Annotated in this window: 19 protein-coding genes; 2 read left to right on the top strand and 17 right to left on the bottom strand. The window is 46.6% G+C overall.

The features are described from left to right. Positions 1-348: 348 nt before the first annotated feature. On the top strand, positions 349-984 hold the full coding sequence (locus ACQY6I_RS19910) for a hypothetical protein (protein ID WP_428243261.1): 636 nt from the start codon (positions 349-351) through the stop codon (positions 982-984). Position 985: 1 nt separating this feature from the next. Next, positions 986-1,552, top strand: coding sequence for an AAA family ATPase (locus ACQY6I_RS19905; protein WP_428243260.1), 567 nt, complete (start codon positions 986-988; stop codon positions 1,550-1,552). A gap of 687 nt (positions 1,553-2,239) precedes the next feature. Here ACQY6I_RS19905 and ACQY6I_RS19900 read toward each other — a convergent pair. The 17 genes from ACQY6I_RS19900 to ACQY6I_RS19820 form a co-directional block, all read right to left on the bottom strand. Beyond that, positions 2,240-2,761 carry a GNAT family N-acetyltransferase gene (locus ACQY6I_RS19900; RefSeq protein ID WP_428243259.1) on the bottom strand — a complete coding sequence of 174 codons (522 nt, stop codon included), beginning with the start codon at positions 2,759-2,761 and terminating at the stop codon, positions 2,240-2,242. 122 nt (positions 2,762-2,883) lie between these two features. Continuing rightward, positions 2,884-3,357 carry a hypothetical protein gene (locus ACQY6I_RS19895; RefSeq protein ID WP_428243258.1) on the bottom strand — a complete coding sequence of 158 codons (474 nt, stop codon included), beginning with the start codon at positions 3,355-3,357 and terminating at the stop codon, positions 2,884-2,886. Between the two features lie 82 nt (positions 3,358-3,439). Then, the gene (locus ACQY6I_RS19890; RefSeq protein ID WP_428243257.1) at positions 3,440-3,799 is read right to left on the bottom strand and encodes a hypothetical protein; all 360 of its coding nucleotides are present in this window, start codon (positions 3,797-3,799) and stop codon (positions 3,440-3,442) included. A gap of 108 nt (positions 3,800-3,907) precedes the next feature. Continuing rightward, positions 3,908-4,171 carry a hypothetical protein gene (locus ACQY6I_RS19885; protein WP_428243256.1) on the bottom strand — a complete coding sequence of 88 codons (264 nt, stop codon included), beginning with the start codon at positions 4,169-4,171 and terminating at the stop codon, positions 3,908-3,910. 276 nt (positions 4,172-4,447) lie between these two features. Then, a complete protein-coding gene (locus ACQY6I_RS19880; protein WP_428243255.1) occupies positions 4,448-4,792 on the bottom strand; it encodes a cupin domain-containing protein in 345 nt (114 codons plus the stop codon). A gap of 102 nt (positions 4,793-4,894) precedes the next feature. Then, positions 4,895-5,218: a hypothetical protein gene (locus ACQY6I_RS19875; RefSeq protein ID WP_428243254.1), complete on the bottom strand. Its 324-nt coding sequence runs from the start codon at positions 5,216-5,218 to the stop codon at positions 4,895-4,897. 109 nt (positions 5,219-5,327) lie between these two features. After that, entirely contained in the window at positions 5,328-5,531 is a 204-nt protein-coding gene (locus ACQY6I_RS19870) for a cold-shock protein (protein ID WP_428243253.1), read from the bottom strand. Positions 5,532-6,037: 506 nt separating this feature from the next. After that, the gene (locus ACQY6I_RS19865; RefSeq protein WP_428243252.1) at positions 6,038-6,805 is read right to left on the bottom strand and encodes a hypothetical protein; all 768 of its coding nucleotides are present in this window, start codon (positions 6,803-6,805) and stop codon (positions 6,038-6,040) included. Positions 6,806-6,895: 90 nt separating this feature from the next. Then, positions 6,896-7,042 (bottom strand): hypothetical protein, encoded by a 147-nt coding sequence (locus tag ACQY6I_RS19860; protein ID WP_428243251.1) that lies wholly within the window; start codon positions 7,040-7,042, stop codon positions 6,896-6,898. A gap of 9 nt (positions 7,043-7,051) precedes the next feature. After that, positions 7,052-7,543, bottom strand: a complete 492-nt coding sequence (locus ACQY6I_RS19855; protein WP_428243250.1) for a hypothetical protein — start codon at positions 7,541-7,543, stop codon at positions 7,052-7,054. Positions 7,544-8,004: 461 nt separating this feature from the next. Then, the gene (locus ACQY6I_RS19850; RefSeq protein WP_428243249.1) at positions 8,005-8,841 is read right to left on the bottom strand and encodes a hypothetical protein; all 837 of its coding nucleotides are present in this window, start codon (positions 8,839-8,841) and stop codon (positions 8,005-8,007) included. Between the two features lie 372 nt (positions 8,842-9,213). After that, on the bottom strand, positions 9,214-10,101 hold the full coding sequence (locus tag ACQY6I_RS19845; protein WP_428243248.1) for a hypothetical protein: 888 nt from the start codon (positions 10,099-10,101) through the stop codon (positions 9,214-9,216). A 31-nt stretch (positions 10,102-10,132) separates the two neighbouring features. Next, positions 10,133-11,083, bottom strand: a complete 951-nt coding sequence (locus tag ACQY6I_RS19840) for a hypothetical protein (RefSeq protein WP_428243247.1) — start codon at positions 11,081-11,083, stop codon at positions 10,133-10,135. A gap of 25 nt (positions 11,084-11,108) precedes the next feature. Further along, entirely contained in the window at positions 11,109-12,149 is a 1,041-nt protein-coding gene (locus ACQY6I_RS19835; protein ID WP_428243246.1) for a GNAT family N-acetyltransferase, read from the bottom strand. 100 nt (positions 12,150-12,249) lie between these two features. Continuing rightward, positions 12,250-12,990, bottom strand: a complete 741-nt coding sequence (locus ACQY6I_RS19830; RefSeq protein ID WP_428243245.1) for a hypothetical protein — start codon at positions 12,988-12,990, stop codon at positions 12,250-12,252. Between the two features lie 48 nt (positions 12,991-13,038). Further along, complete coding sequence (gene tssA / locus ACQY6I_RS19825) at positions 13,039-14,148, bottom strand: type VI secretion system protein TssA (RefSeq protein ID WP_428243244.1); 1,110 nt, start codon at positions 14,146-14,148, stop codon at positions 13,039-13,041. 9 nt (positions 14,149-14,157) lie between these two features. Beyond that, positions 14,158-17,973 (bottom strand): type VI secretion system protein, encoded by a 3,816-nt coding sequence (locus ACQY6I_RS19820; RefSeq protein ID WP_428243243.1) that lies wholly within the window; start codon positions 17,971-17,973, stop codon positions 14,158-14,160. Position 17,974 lies beyond the last annotated feature (1 nt).

Here is a 17,974-nt window from a genome sequence, read left to right as displayed (position 1 = left end):
CATCAACGGATTTCCCAAACGAATTGAAACGGTTAACCGCAAAATGGCGACGGCATTCGGGATTGACGGTTAGTTATCAGACCATAACAGAATATCCATAAAGCTCATCAACAGCATGTATAAAAAACACCTGTTTTGTGTAGTAAATGCTACAAAACATCGATCTTTTAAGACTCAGTATCCTGATATTTGATGTGCGAAATTGACAGAAATCGACTGTTTGCCTATGTTGATATGGATTGAGGACACTGAGTGAGTTTGGCAGCTCAGGAAAAAGCGTCTGCTGGGTATTTTATCTGGTGATGTGGGATAACTGTTAGGTCTAGTGGTCAGTAAAAAGGAGTTGGCGTGAGTAATACTATCAAAAGTCAGGACTACATATATATTGAAAACTTCCTCGACGATGAAAGTTGTGATGAAATTATTCGACAATTCAAAAATGCAGAGCAAGGCGGATTGCCAAAAAGCAGTGCAGGCCTTAATGACAGTACAGATGAATTTAATGAAGTGTATGTGTCTTCTAGGTCGCCTCTGAGATATTGTTACGTTAAAACAGATAGGACTCAGCGAATAAGTTCTAATGGAATCGATCAATTAAATAGACTAACAGGCCTAGACTGGTCGGGAAACATAAACGATGTTTGCTTTCCTGTCTTTGAATATGGTGAAGATGGATATATTGAAACGCACCGCGGCAGAAATGTTGGTTATGGAGCAAATGACTACGTTGCCGTACTAATGCTTACCAAATATGGTAGTGATTTTCTCGGTGGCGATTTCTATTTAAATACGGATGCAAAAGCATCTGAAGATGGAAAAGTCATATATAATGAAAACGAAAGCTCAAGAGTATTCATCAGGCAGAAAAAAGGGAGTCTTTTGATATTCAATAATAGAATCCATGTTCATGGAACTACGCCTGTAAAAAAATCAGATAAGGGTTCTTCAATTAGGATGACTACATCTTGGAGGATGACAGAATAAAATGAAAATAGCAATTGTTGGAGCACATGGTTCCGGAAAATCCACCATTTTGTCTTCAGTTTACTCTGAGCTAAAAAAGAACAATATTAGAGTATCACTCGCACCAGAAGTCGCCCGATCCAGTTTATTTTTGGCTGCACACGAAAATATTCCCAAAATGCAAATGGATTTATTTGGCAGGCAGATTTCCAGTGAAATGACCAATAGTCGAAATTGCGATGTTTTACTTTGTGATAGAAGCCTTTTTGATATCCTAATGTATACGAGAATGTTTTTTAATAATAATAATGAAGCAATGAATTTTGCACATTCAATGGAAAGCTTCTGCAAACATTATGCACATACATATAACCACATATTTTTGACAACAAAACTTTATAATCCATCTATTGTTAAAGATGACATAAGACCTATAAACGTTGAAGAACAAAAAAAAGCAAGTGTAGAGTTAAAGAAATTGCTTGATAATCTTTCTATTGGATATACGGCGTTAGGAACCGATCCAGTTAATGAAATAGCGAACTGGATAAAGGCAGACTTAACAAATGCGGGCACGGCGATTCGTTGACGCTCGCGCGTGCTACAGGCGTTATGCCACACAAGTAGTAAGTGTGTACCAATGTCATCGAGAGATGGAATTCAAAAATCAAAGAGGGTAGAAAAATGGTTCAAAAACGATGTGTCCCCTATGGAAGTGATGTTTCTGCTGGCACCTATAAGTGCGGAGACTGCGGTTATGAATACTCCAATCAGTCGAAAACTTCTTTGCCTCCATGCCCTAAGCGTAATCAGTCTACTCACGTCAAAAACTGCTGGCATATTTTGAGCGGACAAGGTGATGACCCGAAAGATCCGTATCCCAACCGTTAAGAGGCATAACACCCCAAGCAGCGGATGCTTCGCACCGCTGCTTGGGGTGTTATGTAATGAATGGAATTTCGGAGGTTCATGGATAAAACCCGTTTCAAAAAGGCTGGAAATTACGCTCTGATAATTCTAGGGTAACTCTGAAAAATACAAAAAATCTGCGATAATCCAGCCATGATCGATCCATAGAGGAATGCATGATGTCCCAACCCAGTTTTTCAGATGCGGAAGGCCAAGCGAAACGTAAACAGACCCGACGTGAAAAGTTTCTGGCTGATATGGACACATTTTATCGATGTTTTTTTATTATTCTACAGCTTGAACGCCCTTATTCAATGGCGAGAGGCTGTTTCCGAGTCCATTGCAATGGATTGTTAACATTACTAACTTAACCGTGAACATGATTTTCTTTGTTTAATCGCATGATGAGTATTTCTCTATAGGGGTCTTCAGCCTCATCATCGATAATTTGATCTACCAGATTGAATCCTAGCTTAGAGTACAAAGCAATTCCCCTTTCATTGAATGGAAATACTTCCAATTCAACTACCTCTAGATCAAGATCACCAAAAGCAAAATCTAACAGAATTTTGGTTGCTGAGAATCCAATACCACCTGAGAAATTTCTCTTATTAAATATAGCTATTCGAAAATGACAGTTTTTTCCATTTATGTCCGATAGTACCGCCTCACCAACTATTTCATCCCCTTCAGAAATCAGAAAATCATATCGAGTTGTATCCTCCGAAATTTTGAGGATATATGACTCAATCTGCCCTTTAGTGAATTGCTCTGTCGTACCTGTAAAGTATCTTGTTTCTTCTGAGATATCATTGAAACCAAAATAGTAGTAGGAGTCTAAATCCTTAGGTTGAATAAGCTTCATTTGATAATTTTTAAATTTAAACATGCAATTCAAATTTCCTACCTTGCTGAGGTTAACGTCGTTGTAAATTGCAGTTTTGGAGGAGCCCGTTTGTGCTATTATGCGCAAAAAGGAGCGACGGAAAGACTGTCAATTTGACAACCTTGTTATGGCTGGCCGCCGAGTACTTGTTGCAATAGTTCATATTTTCTGCCAACCGCTTTACCTATTGAGTTTATGGATGCCAAGAAATCCCCATGTTTCTTTAGGTATTCCTTGAATTCAGAATTCACGACTTTTTCATCAATGAACTCTCCACCTGAATTCGTGTTGATGCCACAATAGAATGAAATACAATACATTGCTTCGAATGCTAACTCAGGATTTTTTGATTGCGCCATTTCAAGAATGATATCCTGAGCAATTCTGCCATATGCTGGATACAAAATACTAACTAGGCAGCTTTGCCATTGTGCAGTTTTTTCTCGCCAGCACGCCCTCAGTTGCAACCAATCGTTTTCATTAAAATCAGCAAGATAGCCTTCAGCAACTTCATATTCTCCACCATCACACCAATCCATTGATTCGTGATCATTAACAGAAAGAAAACTATCCAGACTGTTGAATATGCTCAAATTCATTCAGATCTCATTGGGCCATAACGTTCACATATGGAGCGTCCCGGTGAGGGATGGCGAACAACTTGATGTGCTTATCAATGCGTTACCTCAACAACGCTCCAACCGCACTATAATTGAGACAAACCCACTCGCCAGTGGTTGTATCATTCTTGAGCGAGATCGTGCAACTTACACCCTCAGTAAATAGGCTACTAGCCACCTCTATTGAAGCGTCCATCCAAACCTTCTCCTCTTCCCACCACCATTTGTCATGCTCTGTAATTTTGGTAAAGGGAACTGACTCAAGAGTACAAAGCACAACTTGTGTTGTCGTAAATTTCGGTATTTCCCTAACAGCATTATTGATCTGATAAACGTGATAATGGAACAGCGCCACGTACACTGCAAAGCAAGCAAAAACCAAAGAAACAAGTGTAAGGGTAAATCTCTTTACTTTACTCATGATCGATATATTTAACGCCTTGCACACGGGCCGGAGTAAGCGAAGCTTACGAAAGTCCGAGCCGCGTAGCGGCGATTTGCGTGCTGTAATTTGTTAGGTGCTTTCAATCTAAGGCCCAACCTTTTTCTTTAAACTAATCGCTTTTTCAAATGCTTTTGCTCTTAACTCATAATTTTCACAAGCATAGGCGTCGATTTTCTTATATAAATTGTAAGCCTCAGAATTTTCACCGACACTTTCTTTGTCCAGAGCTGAGTTGAATGTAATTTCGGCTTCTTGCTCTGACATGCAATCATTCTTTTTATATATTCCATATGCTACTAAAAGCAGTAGAGGAATCAAACAGATCAGCACAATGGTTTCGTTCTTCATCGATCTACTTCTTACACCTTACGAGGCTGCAGAAAAATTCTGAGATTTTCACATCCTCTAAAATGGATCAAAATACGACCATCCAAATGCGCTTCTACGTGAATTCTGCATAGTTTCATCCTTAACTTTCTTCGAAATTTTATGTACAGCGCGGTCAGAAAAATGCGCTGAGGTTTTCCTACAACCTGAACGCCCGGTTAAACGGCCAAATCGGTCTGGCAGCAGTTTTTCGATAGTACATTGATGACAGGTTGCTTGGTTCGCTGCAACTTCATGTTATGTGCGTTTCTCTTCGAAGTGGATGTCGAAAGGCTTATTGGTGATGAACAAGAAGATGGCGTCATTGTCATCAGTAGCACCGTGGAACATTCGCTCTCCTTCTGGGAACCACACAAATTCACCAGGCCCGAACTGCCCCTTGCTAGTGTTGAGGATTCCATCAAGAACGTACATTCCGTGAGCGCAGCTATGAGTGTGCCAGGTGTTAGTAAACCCTGCTTCGTACTTCATTTTGAGCACAGTCATTCCTGTCTCCGGATCATCGTGAAGCGGCTTTACAGGGAGTTGGTGCTCAAGTTCTGGGATGGGTATGTGAATCCACGGCATTTCATTCGTGTTCATACGCTTCTCCTTCGAGGTTTGGCGCAAGGCTCTAACGCCCTAAGCTGCGGTGTCGAAGCCGTCCAGCCCACAGGGCGACGCTGCCTTTGTTTGTTATGTATTTCACTCGGCTTTACCCATTTTATCCAGAGTATCTTTTAGTTGCTCACGAGTAAGACCGATATGGGTTTGAAAACCCCAGTCGTCTAGTGGGAAACCCGACCAAGTTACGTTTACAGCATTCTTTATTGCCGAAAACTCTTCCTGTGTTAGCAGATTTGGAGAAACCGCTTGCACAGCCCGATTTATTTTCGAAGCGACTTGCGATCGCATTGTTGTGGCAACAACTATATCGCCTGATTCTTCTAGCTCATTTAGGGCTTGAACAATTGCTTGTTCTACAACTAATTTTCCATGGTTTCTATTTACACATAACGCCAGTAGCACCAGTCCCGCTGAGGAACTTGAACTTGTGCAATAATAAGCGAAAGCGCATGCACAAGTTCAAGCGCAGCAGCCGTGGATCTGATGGCTACTTTGGTTATGTGCCTTACTCCTACAAGGCTTTTACATTTGTAGCACACGGACCTTTTTGACCCTGACCTACAACAAACTCTACTTTCTGCCCTTCATCAAGTGATTTATAGCCACCCATTTGTATTTCTGAATGGTGCACAAATAAATCCTTTCCCCCATCATCCGGAGTAATAAAACCGAACCCTTTATCTCCGTTAAACCACTTTACAATTCCTGTACTCATACTATTTCTCTCTTTAGGTGAATTGTGTTTCCTATCTACGTCCTCACCAAAACGTAAATAGTGTTTTAATCATCGTAGACACATAACGAGGCTGTAGAAAAACTCTGAGATTTTCACACCCTCTAAAATTGATCAAAATACGACCTTCCAAATGCGCTGAGGTTTTCCTACAGCCTGAACGCCTTGCTCTGGGACAAACCGGAGCGCAGCTTTGCATTATTGGAATTGGCATGACCGGGAAACTGCTGAAATTCAAATCACAATTGCCACTGGACTGAGCCAATTCCTGATTACCTGGCACCCAACTACGAAATTGAATGCCATCTGATTTTACTATTGCACTGTACCGGATTTGTCGGTGCCACAGAATGCTCACTTACAAAGTGAGGAAACAATTCTAACGCCGCTATTACCGGCGAATTGTAGTTTATTGGATTTTTGTGCTATTCATGCACAAAAACCAAGCGACGGAAATGGAGTCCGCTAGATAGCTTTGTCAAATGCGTCTAGCACGCTACTACCGATAGCGCGGAACCTAACGCATTAGCTATGCCGTTTATTATCTCTGTAGTAATTCGAGCTTTATTTAGAGCTATATCCATTAATGCAGCAAATATAATTGAGAGGTAGCCCAAATACCCAAACCCCATATAGTCATTGTACAAAATGGTATAAAACCAATCTTGGCCATATATGTAGATGCCTGAGGATATTATTGTTGCCGTAAGCAAAAGCAGTCCGGGCAAGAATAAATGCACCATGGCCTTGGGCTTCACGAAAGATACGGCCAACAGAATAAGAAACATAGTAAAATTTGACCCTAGAAATATCCGAAGATCAAATTTTAGCTTGCCCACAATTTCTATGTATTTCCCTTTTATTAAGGAGCCTAGCGTATTTTGAGCAACACTAATGCTTTTTAACCGATCCATGTAACCGGACGTAATTGACTGAGCCAATACTTTCTTACGTTCGCAATCATAGCCACACATCGCAGCAACGACACTTGCAATCTTTTCTGGCAGGTTATTATCTAAATCTTCTTGAATTTTCTCGGACTCAACCCCAAGAGTTTTGGCAATAGAAAGCGCTTTACTCGCAACGCTGGAATCCATTATAGCCTGCTGCTTTTCCTCAATTTCCTTCTCTATCTGATACTTCACAAACCCTTTTGCTGAATCTTCAATCACATGAGGAGACACAAAGGTAATTGCAAAAAGAACACCAAAAACTAGTATTCCAATTATTCCGATTGATCTTAGTGTAATACTCATAGCTTCCTTAGCATTTAACGCCGCCAACACACGCGGCTTTGTAGTGAAGGCGAAGCCGCAACGAAAAAGCCATCGCTTTGCTTGGCATTGTTAGTTCTTTTTCTCTGCCGCAGGCGCTTTTACCTTAGGCATTTCTGGTACATTCTTTGGCGGCTGTAGACCTTTTTCATCATTAACACGGAGTGTTTTGTTTTCGTTCCCGTTGGAATTACTATTATTGCCATTGCCGTTTGTCATATGGTTTTCCTATGCTGGGTAAAAGGTATTAAAGTAAGACATTGCTGAATCTTCAGCTATACCCTGAAGTTTGTTGTCAGTGGGTATTGTCGTGCGAATGTTCTTCTTCAATGCCTTTTGCTTACTTGAACGAATATCAAATCTTGCCTTATTTATCTCGCTTTCCATCATCCGCCCATCTGCTATAGCATGCCATTTAAATTCACCTTGAATCATTATTTCCTCAAGCTCATTGAGGAGCGACGAATAGGCCTTAATTCTGTTCTTATACGGCAGGTACTGAATAATAGCGTTGACGACTTGAGAGCCAGCAATTATTGCCCCCCAAACCCAAGAAAGATGGGTCCAGATTACCCAAGCGCCGATGCTAGAGCTCGACGCAATAGCCAAGAAGATCTTAAGGCCGCGATCAACTCTTTCTGAACGCTCGAGCAAGAGCTCTATAAAGGCTATGTGAACCTTTAACTGATATATCTCTTTCCAATACTGCAATTGGATCATTGCGACTATTTCTATTGAACTAACATTATTCTACATCCACTGACAAAATATCCAGAAGAGGCTTTTTCCTGAGCCGCCAAACTCACTCAGGCTCATCAAATCCCGTCAACATAGGCAAACCGCCCATTTCTGTCAATTTCACTCGCTGGATATCCGGTCTGGAGACGCAGTATCCAGAAAAGTCGGTCGCCTGCAGGCCACTGAATTCATGGCTTTATAGAATATCCATGATACTTAACCAATCAGACAAGTATCGTATTTTCAGTTCATTATTCCGGCCATAGACTGGAGCTCAGGTCGGTTCTTTGGTCGCCTGAGGTTATAAAGGCGTTTTTTATTTATTGCCATTGAAAGATCAGTACCTTTATGCCGGATGTGCTGACGCGAAACGGCACGCAGTGCACGATGAATTTAACTAGTCGTATTCTGTCATCCCCCAACTATATGTTCATGTTGTTGTGTTAATGATTCGAGGTCGTCTTACTGGCGACGTTGCGACGTTTATAAGAACTCTGCAGAACCTGCCATCCGCCCTTTGATGTCGGCTGAGCCGAGAACAGCGTGCTGGCTTCATAGGTGTCGTGACGGAATACAAAACCTCCGGTCTTTTTCGATGCCTGTTGTTCATGAAACGTATCCACCACCTGATTTCCCTGAGTCGGTGCATGCACCGTATGGCCAGGCAAACCGGTAAACTGAAAAGGGTCCTGGTGGGCCTGTTCATAACGGGAGCCTGGCAGTTCTTCTCCAGTATCCCTGGGATGGGGGCTGCGTGGTCGCGGTGTATCCGAGGGTGTGCGGGTAAATGAATTTTTGCCCTGATTCACTGTAATGGTCAGGTCGCGACCACTGCGAAAGCCATCCTTACGACCTCTGTTGGTCACTTGAAAAGTGCCGGATGAACTGTTTTGAGCGCGTTGATACATGGTGGCAAGTTCTGTGGGCAAACGTGCGTCGGATAGAGAACTCACCGTGACCTCGCTCTGTTTAACACGTTTCCGAATTTCGCTGCGGGCCTGACTCGATACATAACCACGGCCATCGGCGCCAGGGTCCAGCGGCCGCATGAATGAAGGTGTAACATCAACGTTTGAATGTCCGGAAGGTATCGTTCCTGCCTGTGCGCTCAAGTTATCCATTTCCCGCTGCCGCTTTTTCTGCAGTCGCGACGACGTTCTGGGTGCGCTGGATAAAGGCTGCAACTGTGTTCTTGGCCTCGGACTTTTTCGGGCCTTGTGAATAGTTTTTTTGACTTTAGGCACAGATGATGTCTGTTGCTTTGAAACTGATCTGCCCATTCTGCGCTCCATAAAATGATATTTTATCGGTTCTGGTGATATGCCTTGTCAGTCCCTACCCCACCAGAAAACAGTGGTGCTGTCTCTTTGCACCGTGGTACCGCTACGCCCGAGCAAACCATCAGACAAACAGTTACCACCAAAACAGTTAAAAGGAGTGCTCATAATTTCCGTTCCGGTAGTATGGCTGACTCCCCACAACCTTCGATCTTTGCGGATTTTTCCGGGTCAGGGGGCCTCTGAAAAATAGGAATAGTGTTGATGCAGGCGAGGAAGCACCACTCGCAACACCGCAGTTTACTGGCGTAAATGAGATGAGAGACTGGGGCTGACAACGTCCTGCGCGAAAATAAGCCATTTTTCAGAGGCTCCTTAGGTTTTTATACCACTGCCACCACCTACACCGCCCGGCCCGGGTCCACGGCCAGGCCCATAGCCATGGTTCATACGCTCCTCAGTTGAACAACCACCCGAGCGCCAGGTAAATGGAACAGCTTTCGCTTTTGGCTTTGCCACACGCTTCCAGTTGAGCTGGGCGGAAAACTCATCGGATGGTTTGTCGTATAAATCACGTACCTGTTCAGGGGACAGTTCAACATGTTCCATATGTCGCGAAGAAATAACTCTGCCCAGTGATCTGTAGTCCTGATCCTTACCCTGTACGTCGCGGACAAATCCGCCAGTTCCTGCTCTCGGCACTCTGATGATATGCGCCCCTTCATCCATAAAGGACTGACTGGCCAGATAATCCTGAGAACTGCCGATATCGGAACTCATGTAGAGGTTTTCCGGATTCAGTCCCTCATGCGCCGTGCGTTGCAAATTCTGTTGCAGATTGCGCTGAATCATCTGATGCAGTTCCGGAGGTTTATCACCTAAAAAATCAAGCTGTTGATCCAGTCGGGCGGCTGAAAGCCGGTCAGCGAGATCCTTGATTTCATGTCCCCAATCGGACTGGTGATTACGACCGGTTGACTCATCCAGGCCCATACCCCGCCGGGGTTGCAGGTTCCTGGGAATCAAACCGCCACTTTGCTGAATTAACTCAAAATTGGCGGGCGTGGTGACGTGGTACCAATAATTTCCACCACGCACCCGTGGCTCGTATGGCCGCAGCATCGGCAGCACTCTGCCGCCATGTTGGGGAGGCAATGGCATGGAATTTCTACGCCGTGAAGAAGGTTGAGCATGTTCATTCACAACCTGACTGAATTCAGTTTTCCTGGTTCTTCGGTGTACTCCAGAATCATCTTTAGACATAAAGCCCTCCTGATAAGTTATCCTCAGAAACTTAATTCTGTTGTTTTCTCGACATACTTGCCTTCTGCATCGCCACCAGATCAGCAAAATCGTTACCATGGGATGACGACTGATTTGACTGACTGCGTAGCTGCTGGTTTGGAACAAGCTGGTGACTGGGATTCAGCCCGCTTCCCTGCATTAAATGAGCAAAAGGGTCCTGATAGCTGTTTTGCTGAGGTGCCGTACTGGATGGACTCTGTTGAGGTTGTGGTTGAACAGAAGGTAGCACCGGTTGTGGTTGAGCTTGCAACGGCTGTGGCTGTAGCGGTGGAGCAAAAATATCATCGAGGGGCAGATGCTGAGATGGCACGGGTGCACTCATCAGCTCATCCATAATATTGACCGGCGGCTGCGGCGCCCACGGGTGCTCCTGTGGATGGGTCAGTGCATCCACCATGGAGTTACGTCGTTGCTGCGCCCATTGCTGCGCCTCCGCTTTCACAGTCGGATTGCTTTCATCACTGATATGAGTGTTCTGGTCCTTAAGCCATTCATTGGCAAATGCGGTTCTCTGAGCAGGATTTTGCAATTGATTAAACGTGCTTCGGCTATGCTGTAAATAGGCGGCCCGGCCCGTGCTGCGATACATCTGTTCATGATCATGATCGGCGGACGTCTCCGGTTGGCTTAGACTTTTATTGGTCAAATCCGGCAATGCGTGCAATGACATTTCATGAACCAGAGTGGCGGCCAGCTTTCCACGCTTGGTATCGATATTGCCGGTATGTTGATTCACATCCACCGCTATCGACTCGTGATGGCCGATTTGACTGGACTCGGCATAACTGCCCTGAATGGCTTTTTGTCGAATTTTAATTTTATGGTGACCATCCGGAAACACATTACCCATACCAGTACTGACCGCATTCGTCGCACGCTTCACATCCTCAGAAACTGCGCCGGTAAATGTCACACTTGCTTTGCGTGTTGATGAACTCATGCTGCTATTTTTCCCGCTGACAGATTTATAACACTATTTCTGAATCCATAATTCGCAGTAACTCGCTTAACTCAGCCCGTAACGCCAACTCACCTTGCGCCGGACCAAGATAAAACAGCATTTCAGCCGCGAATGGTGGTTGCGGCCGAAATGGCAAAGGCTGAAAAGCGAGCTTGTTCAAGGCCGAAATTGAGGCGCGATTGTCGTCAAATACTTTGGCATAGCAGCACCTTAAGCCGGCGTGCTTTTGCGCATGAGCGAGCAACATATTGACTGCCATCGGGCCAAATCCGTTACCCTGAAAATCCGGTCCTATCCAATAATAAAAAAAGCCGATATCGCGGTATTGCGTCAGGCTAACAACACCGATAAATCCCCAGGTACGATGCAGTACTGCGAAAGTACGGACATTAGGCTGCAGTTGTCGGTCATACCACTGATACCAGTGTTCCAGGTTACGTATATCTGGCAAACAACAACGTTGTGGAATATCGCTGTCGAGGTATTGCCATAAAAAACTCTCAGCATGCTGTTCATGCAAAGGTTCCAGCAACAGCTGCTCATATTCGAGCGATTCGTAACCACCTAGACACATTTCCAAACTGAAATGCATATGCTGATGTAAAGTCTGGAGCATTTGTTCGCCCCAATGACGGTCAGGATTGGCTAACAGCTCACGCACACATTTATCGCGTACCTGTTGATAATCGGTTGCGAGCCAGCAGGCACGAATATATTGCTGCAAAAACATATCGTGATATTTATTAGCATAAGACAAAGCAGCCTGGCTCACTTGAGACAACAATGCCCAGTCGCAGAAATATTCCGCCATGTCGGCCAGCTGCAGGTACTGCTCATGATTCAGAACCCGACCATAATCCTGCCAGTACTCCCTCAGGCTCAGCATGGTTTGAAAACGCCGTGCAGGCGACACCAGAGGATATCGAACACATAAGCGCGACAACCATTCGTGAGCCTCTTGTTCAATCCTTCGGGATGCACGGGATAAATCCGGCAATTGAACGGATGACAATTGTGACCGCGGGGCCTCTACAGCAGCATTCATAGTCTCTCTCCTCAATCATGTTCGTCCGGCCTCAATAACCACTCGACCAATGACAATTCTCAGGAACCTTTGAAAAATGGCCTATTTTTCAGAGACTCCCTCAATATTTTTGTACCCACTTACTGCGCTTGTGGGTGATCCAGTCGTCGAAACTTTTGTCTTGCCATTTCGGTTTCTGGGATGCCACTTCATCGAAATGTGTTCTCAGGCTGTCGAGATGAAATGCTTTATCAAGGGTATCAATCTGGCGTAATCGTTCGGCTCCGCCTTTCCCGGCACCCGCGAACCCCACTTTGGGGTCCAGAAACTGATCTGCCGTCATACGCCCGTGCTTTGCCAGATACATGGCACTCATGGCATTCAACAATGCCCCTTCCCCACCTCGACCCACCTCTGAGATACCTATTTCATGGCCTAGCAAAACGGCACCCTGGGCCTGACTTTCCGTGCCTTCCAAGGTTTTATTAAGGGACGACGTGCCCTTAACAACACGCATAGTATTTTGTGCCCAGTTTGGGCCAGAAGCATTGATCAGTTTGTCGTGTTTGAATGCCCCCTGATCTTCTCCTTGAGTGGAAATATTCGGATTGGGTCCCGACTGTTCATTGAACGCATGACCAAAATTGCCATGAGCATGAAAGCTGGTCATCCAACCAATATTGAAGTTACCTGGCTTACCAGATGGATGGGGTCTGAGGTAGTGACTGGTGACTGCGGTAGCGTGAGATTTAAACGTTGCCGCCGTCAGATCCTGCCATCGTTGCCCTGTCGCAGAAAGTTGTTGTACATCTCCCCTTGGAGGTGGCCGTAATGGCTGAGACTTACTTCCTGTATCAGACATTATTCACCTCCGAAGAGGCTGTCATTGGGATTGCTGGAACCGTCAACCTCATCGCGATTCCCCTTCAGCAATTCCCAGCAACTCAAAAATATTCAGCTGCCCCTGACACTGAATAAACAGCTGATGATACAACTCACCGGTGCTCATATTGCCCCACTCCACTGCGCGCCTTAGCAACGCCGGCACCGGGCTGTGGGGCTCCACATGGCTCAGGTAATCAGCAATCGCCGCGAGCTGTTGATATGCTTCCGCCCGGCCATAACCATCACCACCCTGTCCACCTGAGCCGCCACCACCGCCGAGATTGGCAGGGGGCTCCGCTGCGTCATCGGCAGCATCTTCTTCACCGTTATCGTTATCCTGCAAACGATAACCGCGCTTGCGCAGTTCACTGTCGGTAAGCTGTTGGATATTCGCCAGCAAACCGGTTAAGCCGGACAGGGACGGTGCTTCATCGCCACACAAACCCGCCAGGGTCATGCTCAATTGGTCAAAGGATGCCAGTGCCGCTTCCAACAACTGATGCTGATATTGCAGAAAGCCACTTGGGGTAGCCGCCAGAGCCGTGTGTATATCGCTGATCATCGGGCCTTCGATAGTGGCTTCTTTGCCGAGCTGGGCCTTGATGTGTTCGTTGCGATGCGCCACTTCCCAGTCTGACCAGCAATAATCCTTGCGGTTGTTTTGAGTCAGTGGGATCAGCTTGATGGCCGTGGGCAACTTTTCGTTGGCCCAGCGAAAGATATTGATCCGGTATTCCAGATCTTCATTAACGATTTTGGGAAACAGATCCGGCCAGAACTTCTCACACAATTGCTGGATCAAAAATATCGACGGCGCAATCCCTTCAAACCCCCAACGATAAATCTGCGCTTCCAACAACCACATGGCCAGTTGCAGATCCTTGGATTTTTGTTGCAGGGCCACAGTGGCGATTTCCACCACCTGATGCCAGTCAGCTTGTTTCAGGTCATGTTCCCACTGGCCCATCGGTAACGTCGGATCGTCTGCCTGACGAGCCAGTTGAATGGCATTGAACACACCGTTGCCACGTACATTGACACCGGCCGGTTGTTCGTCGCTAACGGCTTTGAGCAACGCGGCCAGCGTCACGCCGGTCTGTTGTTCCAGTTGTTCAGACAACTGCATAGTGTCCATGCTAACCTCCTAAATGGCCGGCGCCCGGCTCGGAAAAACCGCCGGCCAGCTCAGTGGAATCCAGGTTTGTTTGCCAATATCCTGAACCTGAAATGCCATGCTTAAACGCAATATGCTGTTTTGCAAATCACTGGTTTGAGTGTCGTCTGTGGCTTTTACAGGCACTGAAAAACTTAACGCCAGGCGACTACTGACCGGTGAACTGCTGTCCAGGTACTGACGAACAAAACGGATCAGCGCCCAGTTACCTTCCTGGCGAAAACTGGCGCTACGACCACTGACCGTCAGGTCAGTCTGATGGCTGTCGAACTGTGGCTGCACCGGTGAACGTTCCGCCCAGCGTGCGGTAAACTGCAAGGGTTCGCCGGACAACCAGGCGAGTTCGCTACCACCATTGGGATAGAAAATCTGTTCGGAACCATTACTGAACTGCCAACGTACAATCTGCTCACTACCAGGGCTGCGTGCCGCTGCATAACGGAACGACAACTGCAGATTAAGCGGTTTGATCTGACCATCCACCAACAAATGGTTCATCATGGTTGCCACCTGATCGATATCGCTCAGAAATTCACGTACCTGCACATTGTTCTGGCTGTCGGCCCAGGTCAGCAATCCATCACGTTCGATTTGATAACGGCTGAAAAATGCTTCGACGTCGATCGGGTCAGCATCGACCGCGCTGGCATCCGAAAACGGAAAATATCCGGCCAGGGTACGATTGAACTGCTCTTTCAAAGCCAGATAAACACTCTGACTGCCGGCTTCAATATGGCTCTGACACTGCGCTTTGGCCTGCCGGACCAGGCCCACCTGACGGGCCGCAAATAAATTAACTTCGGCAGTATCCGATGCTTGTTCTGCCAAGGTTGAGTGGCAGTGCTCATAGTCCAACGGTAACGCAACCTGATTCAGGAAATCATCCAGCTGCTGCGCCTGGCCGGTTTTATCCTTCAACGCCACCAGCCGGTTCAATTCATCTATGGTGCTGTACCAAAAACGTCTGGGATCATCTCCGGAATCGGACACTGTCGCGCCAAACCACGCGCTGTATGGAGAGGCCAGATCACTGAGCCATTGCACCCGGCTGAGTTCAGACTGAAAATAGGAGGCCGTGGTCGGGGCATCTTTCAAGCTGGGAAACAACCGTTCCTGAGCCCCCTGCCCCGCGCTGAGCTGAAAGGTTTCCCGAGCGAGACTTTTGAGTACCGTCAGGCGCTGATCGGCATAGTCATCGACACAACTAATCCAGGCAACGTGTTCATCGTTGTCGATCAATTGATAATACAGCGAACGCACCAGAATCAGATTATCCACCGCACGGTTAAACGCATAACTCTGTGGTGCCAGTTCCTGTTGCTGTAACAGGAATTTATCTGCGTCGGGCAGGGCCTGGTCCACCAACGTATCCATCAGCCGTTGAATTTGTTTATGACCTACTTTGACATACAGGGGATCGATATCGGTCAGACCTGCGGTACTGGCCAGCGCCTGTTGTTGTTGCAGAAAACTCTGATACTCACTGAGATAGACAAGTGCGGATTTGACCGGTTGATCATTCCAGCTGCTGAGTAGCTTGTCGGAGCAGTTAAAGTTGCGACGGGTTTCAACCATCATGAATTTTTTCTCAGACAGGCTTTTCAACGCTTCAAGCTCAAAGCGGAAATGATCGCTCCAGGCAACGACCTGCCGGTTGCCTTTCAGTTTGATGATAGGATCACCATTCCAGACCACCTGTAGCAGTTTACCCTGTATTGGCCGATAGCAATTCTGAGTGGAAAAAGAGGGTTCCAGCGCGGCGCTGTCCAGCTGTGGCCATTCCCTGATCAGTGTCTGTAACTTCAGTTGCAGATCGAGGCAATGGTTATCCTGATCATTTCCTCCCAGCCAGGTTGAGAAAATGTAGTCGTGCCAGCGGCGGAAAGCGCGCACTTCTTTTCTGGCAGCCTGTTCGCTGGCAAGACCGGCCAGTACCGTGACACCTGCGGCGCTCATATTGATATGCAGGGTTACCAGTTCTTCAGTACGCTGAGCCAACAACTGAGGTAAATGTTCAGTGATGATTCTGGGCATGACCAACTGATTATCACGATAATCAACCTCAAGGAGCGCGTGATAGAGCGCCCACTCGGAAGACAGATAGCGGCTTTCCAGAGAACGGTCATAAATGTACTTCACCAATGCATCAAACGCACTGACAGTTTTCATACCAATCTGATCATTCAGTGTCTGCGCCTTGTTCTTCACTGCGCGCTTCCGTAATCCCTCTGCCTGTGCAACCGGTCGGGATAATAATTCAAAGTTACTTTTTTGCACGGCAAAACCAGTCAACTGGTCCACCATATCAGACCATTGCTGTTCGGCTTGCTGGGGAGGCATCGTCAGTGTCTGAGGTAGATTACTGCTGATTTCAGCGATGCGGTGTTCGAGCTGACATTTGATGGCTGGCATGATGACTTTTTCAATCGCGCCGTTGGCCACATATCCGGCAGACAATTTGGCCGGACTACTGCTGGTGTTGAAAATGGGATAGGAATACGGAATATTCCAGTACCAATCAGATGCGCGAATCTCACCAATGAACCGCACCAGACTGAAAAACTGATCCGCTGACAGACATTCCCCCGTTGACGATGATGCCATCTGATCGCTGTGAGGATCGACGATCTGGTTGATATGCCGCAACGCCTGAGTCTGCGTCCACATGTTTTGCTTGAGAACCCAGCTGGTGCCCAGCAGAGACAAAAACAACATGGCAAAACCCGCCAGTGTGACTTTCTGGATACGCCGGATCAGTTGATTGCGTGAAAACTTTGCCTGACGGATGGGGCGGCCAATATTGCGTTCCGGGTAGATTTTGCGGCTGATCAGTTCGGTCAGGAAAATCGGTGGTGAGTTGTGATCAATACGGCCGCAGAAATAAAGGCCACGAACAGTGGCACCGGTTTTATAAACCGTTTCATGAAATAAAATGGCGGACAGAGTTTTGAGGTTACGACGCAACTGATCAAAGTGTTTGGGAAACAACACAAACCCATCGGCATCTCCCACCTGACAACCGTGAGCAATAAACTGACTTTGCAACTGGTATAGCTGCTGTTGTAGTTCATCAAACGCGGTATCGATCCAGGCCGGTAAGAAACGCGCTTCTTCGGAATCCGGGCTGGACCAGCCAAACATCTGATCATGATAACGGGTCTGGGCAGACCAGAAACTGGCAAAGCCCGGCACCTCTTCTGTCTGGGTGATCAGCAGGTAAATAGGGGTAATAAACTCCAAATGTTTTTGTAATGACCACAACTGTGTATACATGCGTCTGGCAAGAGTCTGGAGTCGGGCCGGCTCAGCTTCCAACAGGGTGGTCGCGGAAATCATCAGTACGAGGGAATCGATCGGTCGTTCCGGACGCCAGTTGTTCAGCTCAATCAAAGCATCCTGCCAGCTCTGTTTATCGCTGAGTTCGAGGTCAAGCAAGATGCCCTGGTCGTGCAGATTAACCGATTGGGATTTGAACGAGCGTCCGATGTCACGCTCCAGCAATCGCACTTTCTGACCTTTGACCATGGCCTTGACGACATCTTTTTTGCCACTGCCAGGTTCGCCGATCACCATGATCCATGGAATGCCATAACGGGCATTCGAGTGGGTGCGCAATTGCCTCAGCAGACTTTTAAGACCATCCCAACGCCGTATACCGGCACGAATGTTCAGACGCTTAGGCCATTTCAACGGCAACTGGGGCAAACGGGCACGAAATACCACTCTGATCAGGATTAACAGCAATACCAGAGCCAGCGCGGCGAGCAGATAAAACATCAGCGTCATC

The organism is Gynuella sp. (genome assembly GCF_050297175.1).
Classification (GTDB): domain Bacteria; phylum Pseudomonadota; class Gammaproteobacteria; order Pseudomonadales; family Natronospirillaceae; genus Gynuella.
This window is presented reverse-complemented; position numbering and strand designations above follow the sequence as displayed.

Excerpts from the sequence above, each read along its gene's own strand:
- ACQY6I_RS19905 (WP_428243260.1), top strand. The coding sequence starts at position 986 with ATGAAAATAGCAATTGTTGGAGCACATGGTTCCGGAAAATCCACCATT.
- ACQY6I_RS19900 (WP_428243259.1), bottom strand. The coding sequence starts at position 2,761 with ATGTTTAAATTTAAAAATTATCAAATGAAGCTTATTCAACCTAAGGAT.
- ACQY6I_RS19895 (WP_428243258.1), bottom strand. The coding sequence starts at position 3,357 with ATGAATTTGAGCATATTCAACAGTCTGGATAGTTTTCTTTCTGTTAAT.
- ACQY6I_RS19890 (WP_428243257.1), bottom strand. The coding sequence starts at position 3,799 with ATGAGTAAAGTAAAGAGATTTACCCTTACACTTGTTTCTTTGGTTTTT.
- ACQY6I_RS19885 (WP_428243256.1), bottom strand. The coding sequence starts at position 4,171 with ATGAAGAACGAAACCATTGTGCTGATCTGTTTGATTCCTCTACTGCTT.
- ACQY6I_RS19880 (WP_428243255.1), bottom strand. The coding sequence starts at position 4,792 with ATGAACACGAATGAAATGCCGTGGATTCACATACCCATCCCAGAACTT.
- ACQY6I_RS19870 (WP_428243253.1), bottom strand. The coding sequence starts at position 5,531 with ATGAGTACAGGAATTGTAAAGTGGTTTAACGGAGATAAAGGGTTCGGT.
- ACQY6I_RS19865 (WP_428243252.1), bottom strand. The coding sequence starts at position 6,805 with ATGAGTATTACACTAAGATCAATCGGAATAATTGGAATACTAGTTTTT.
- ACQY6I_RS19860 (WP_428243251.1), bottom strand. The coding sequence starts at position 7,042 with ATGACAAACGGCAATGGCAATAATAGTAATTCCAACGGGAACGAAAAC.
- ACQY6I_RS19855 (WP_428243250.1), bottom strand. The coding sequence starts at position 7,543 with ATGATCCAATTGCAGTATTGGAAAGAGATATATCAGTTAAAGGTTCAC.
- ACQY6I_RS19850 (WP_428243249.1), bottom strand. The coding sequence starts at position 8,841 with ATGGGCAGATCAGTTTCAAAGCAACAGACATCATCTGTGCCTAAAGTC.
- ACQY6I_RS19845 (WP_428243248.1), bottom strand. The coding sequence starts at position 10,101 with ATGTCTAAAGATGATTCTGGAGTACACCGAAGAACCAGGAAAACTGAA.
- ACQY6I_RS19840 (WP_428243247.1), bottom strand. The coding sequence starts at position 11,083 with ATGAGTTCATCAACACGCAAAGCAAGTGTGACATTTACCGGCGCAGTT.
- ACQY6I_RS19835 (WP_428243246.1), bottom strand. The coding sequence starts at position 12,149 with ATGAATGCTGCTGTAGAGGCCCCGCGGTCACAATTGTCATCCGTTCAA.
- ACQY6I_RS19830 (WP_428243245.1), bottom strand. The coding sequence starts at position 12,990 with ATGTCTGATACAGGAAGTAAGTCTCAGCCATTACGGCCACCTCCAAGG.
- tssA (WP_428243244.1), bottom strand. The coding sequence starts at position 14,148 with ATGGACACTATGCAGTTGTCTGAACAACTGGAACAACAGACCGGCGTG.
- ACQY6I_RS19820 (WP_428243243.1), bottom strand. The coding sequence starts at position 17,973 with ATGACGCTGATGTTTTATCTGCTCGCCGCGCTGGCTCTGGTATTGCTG.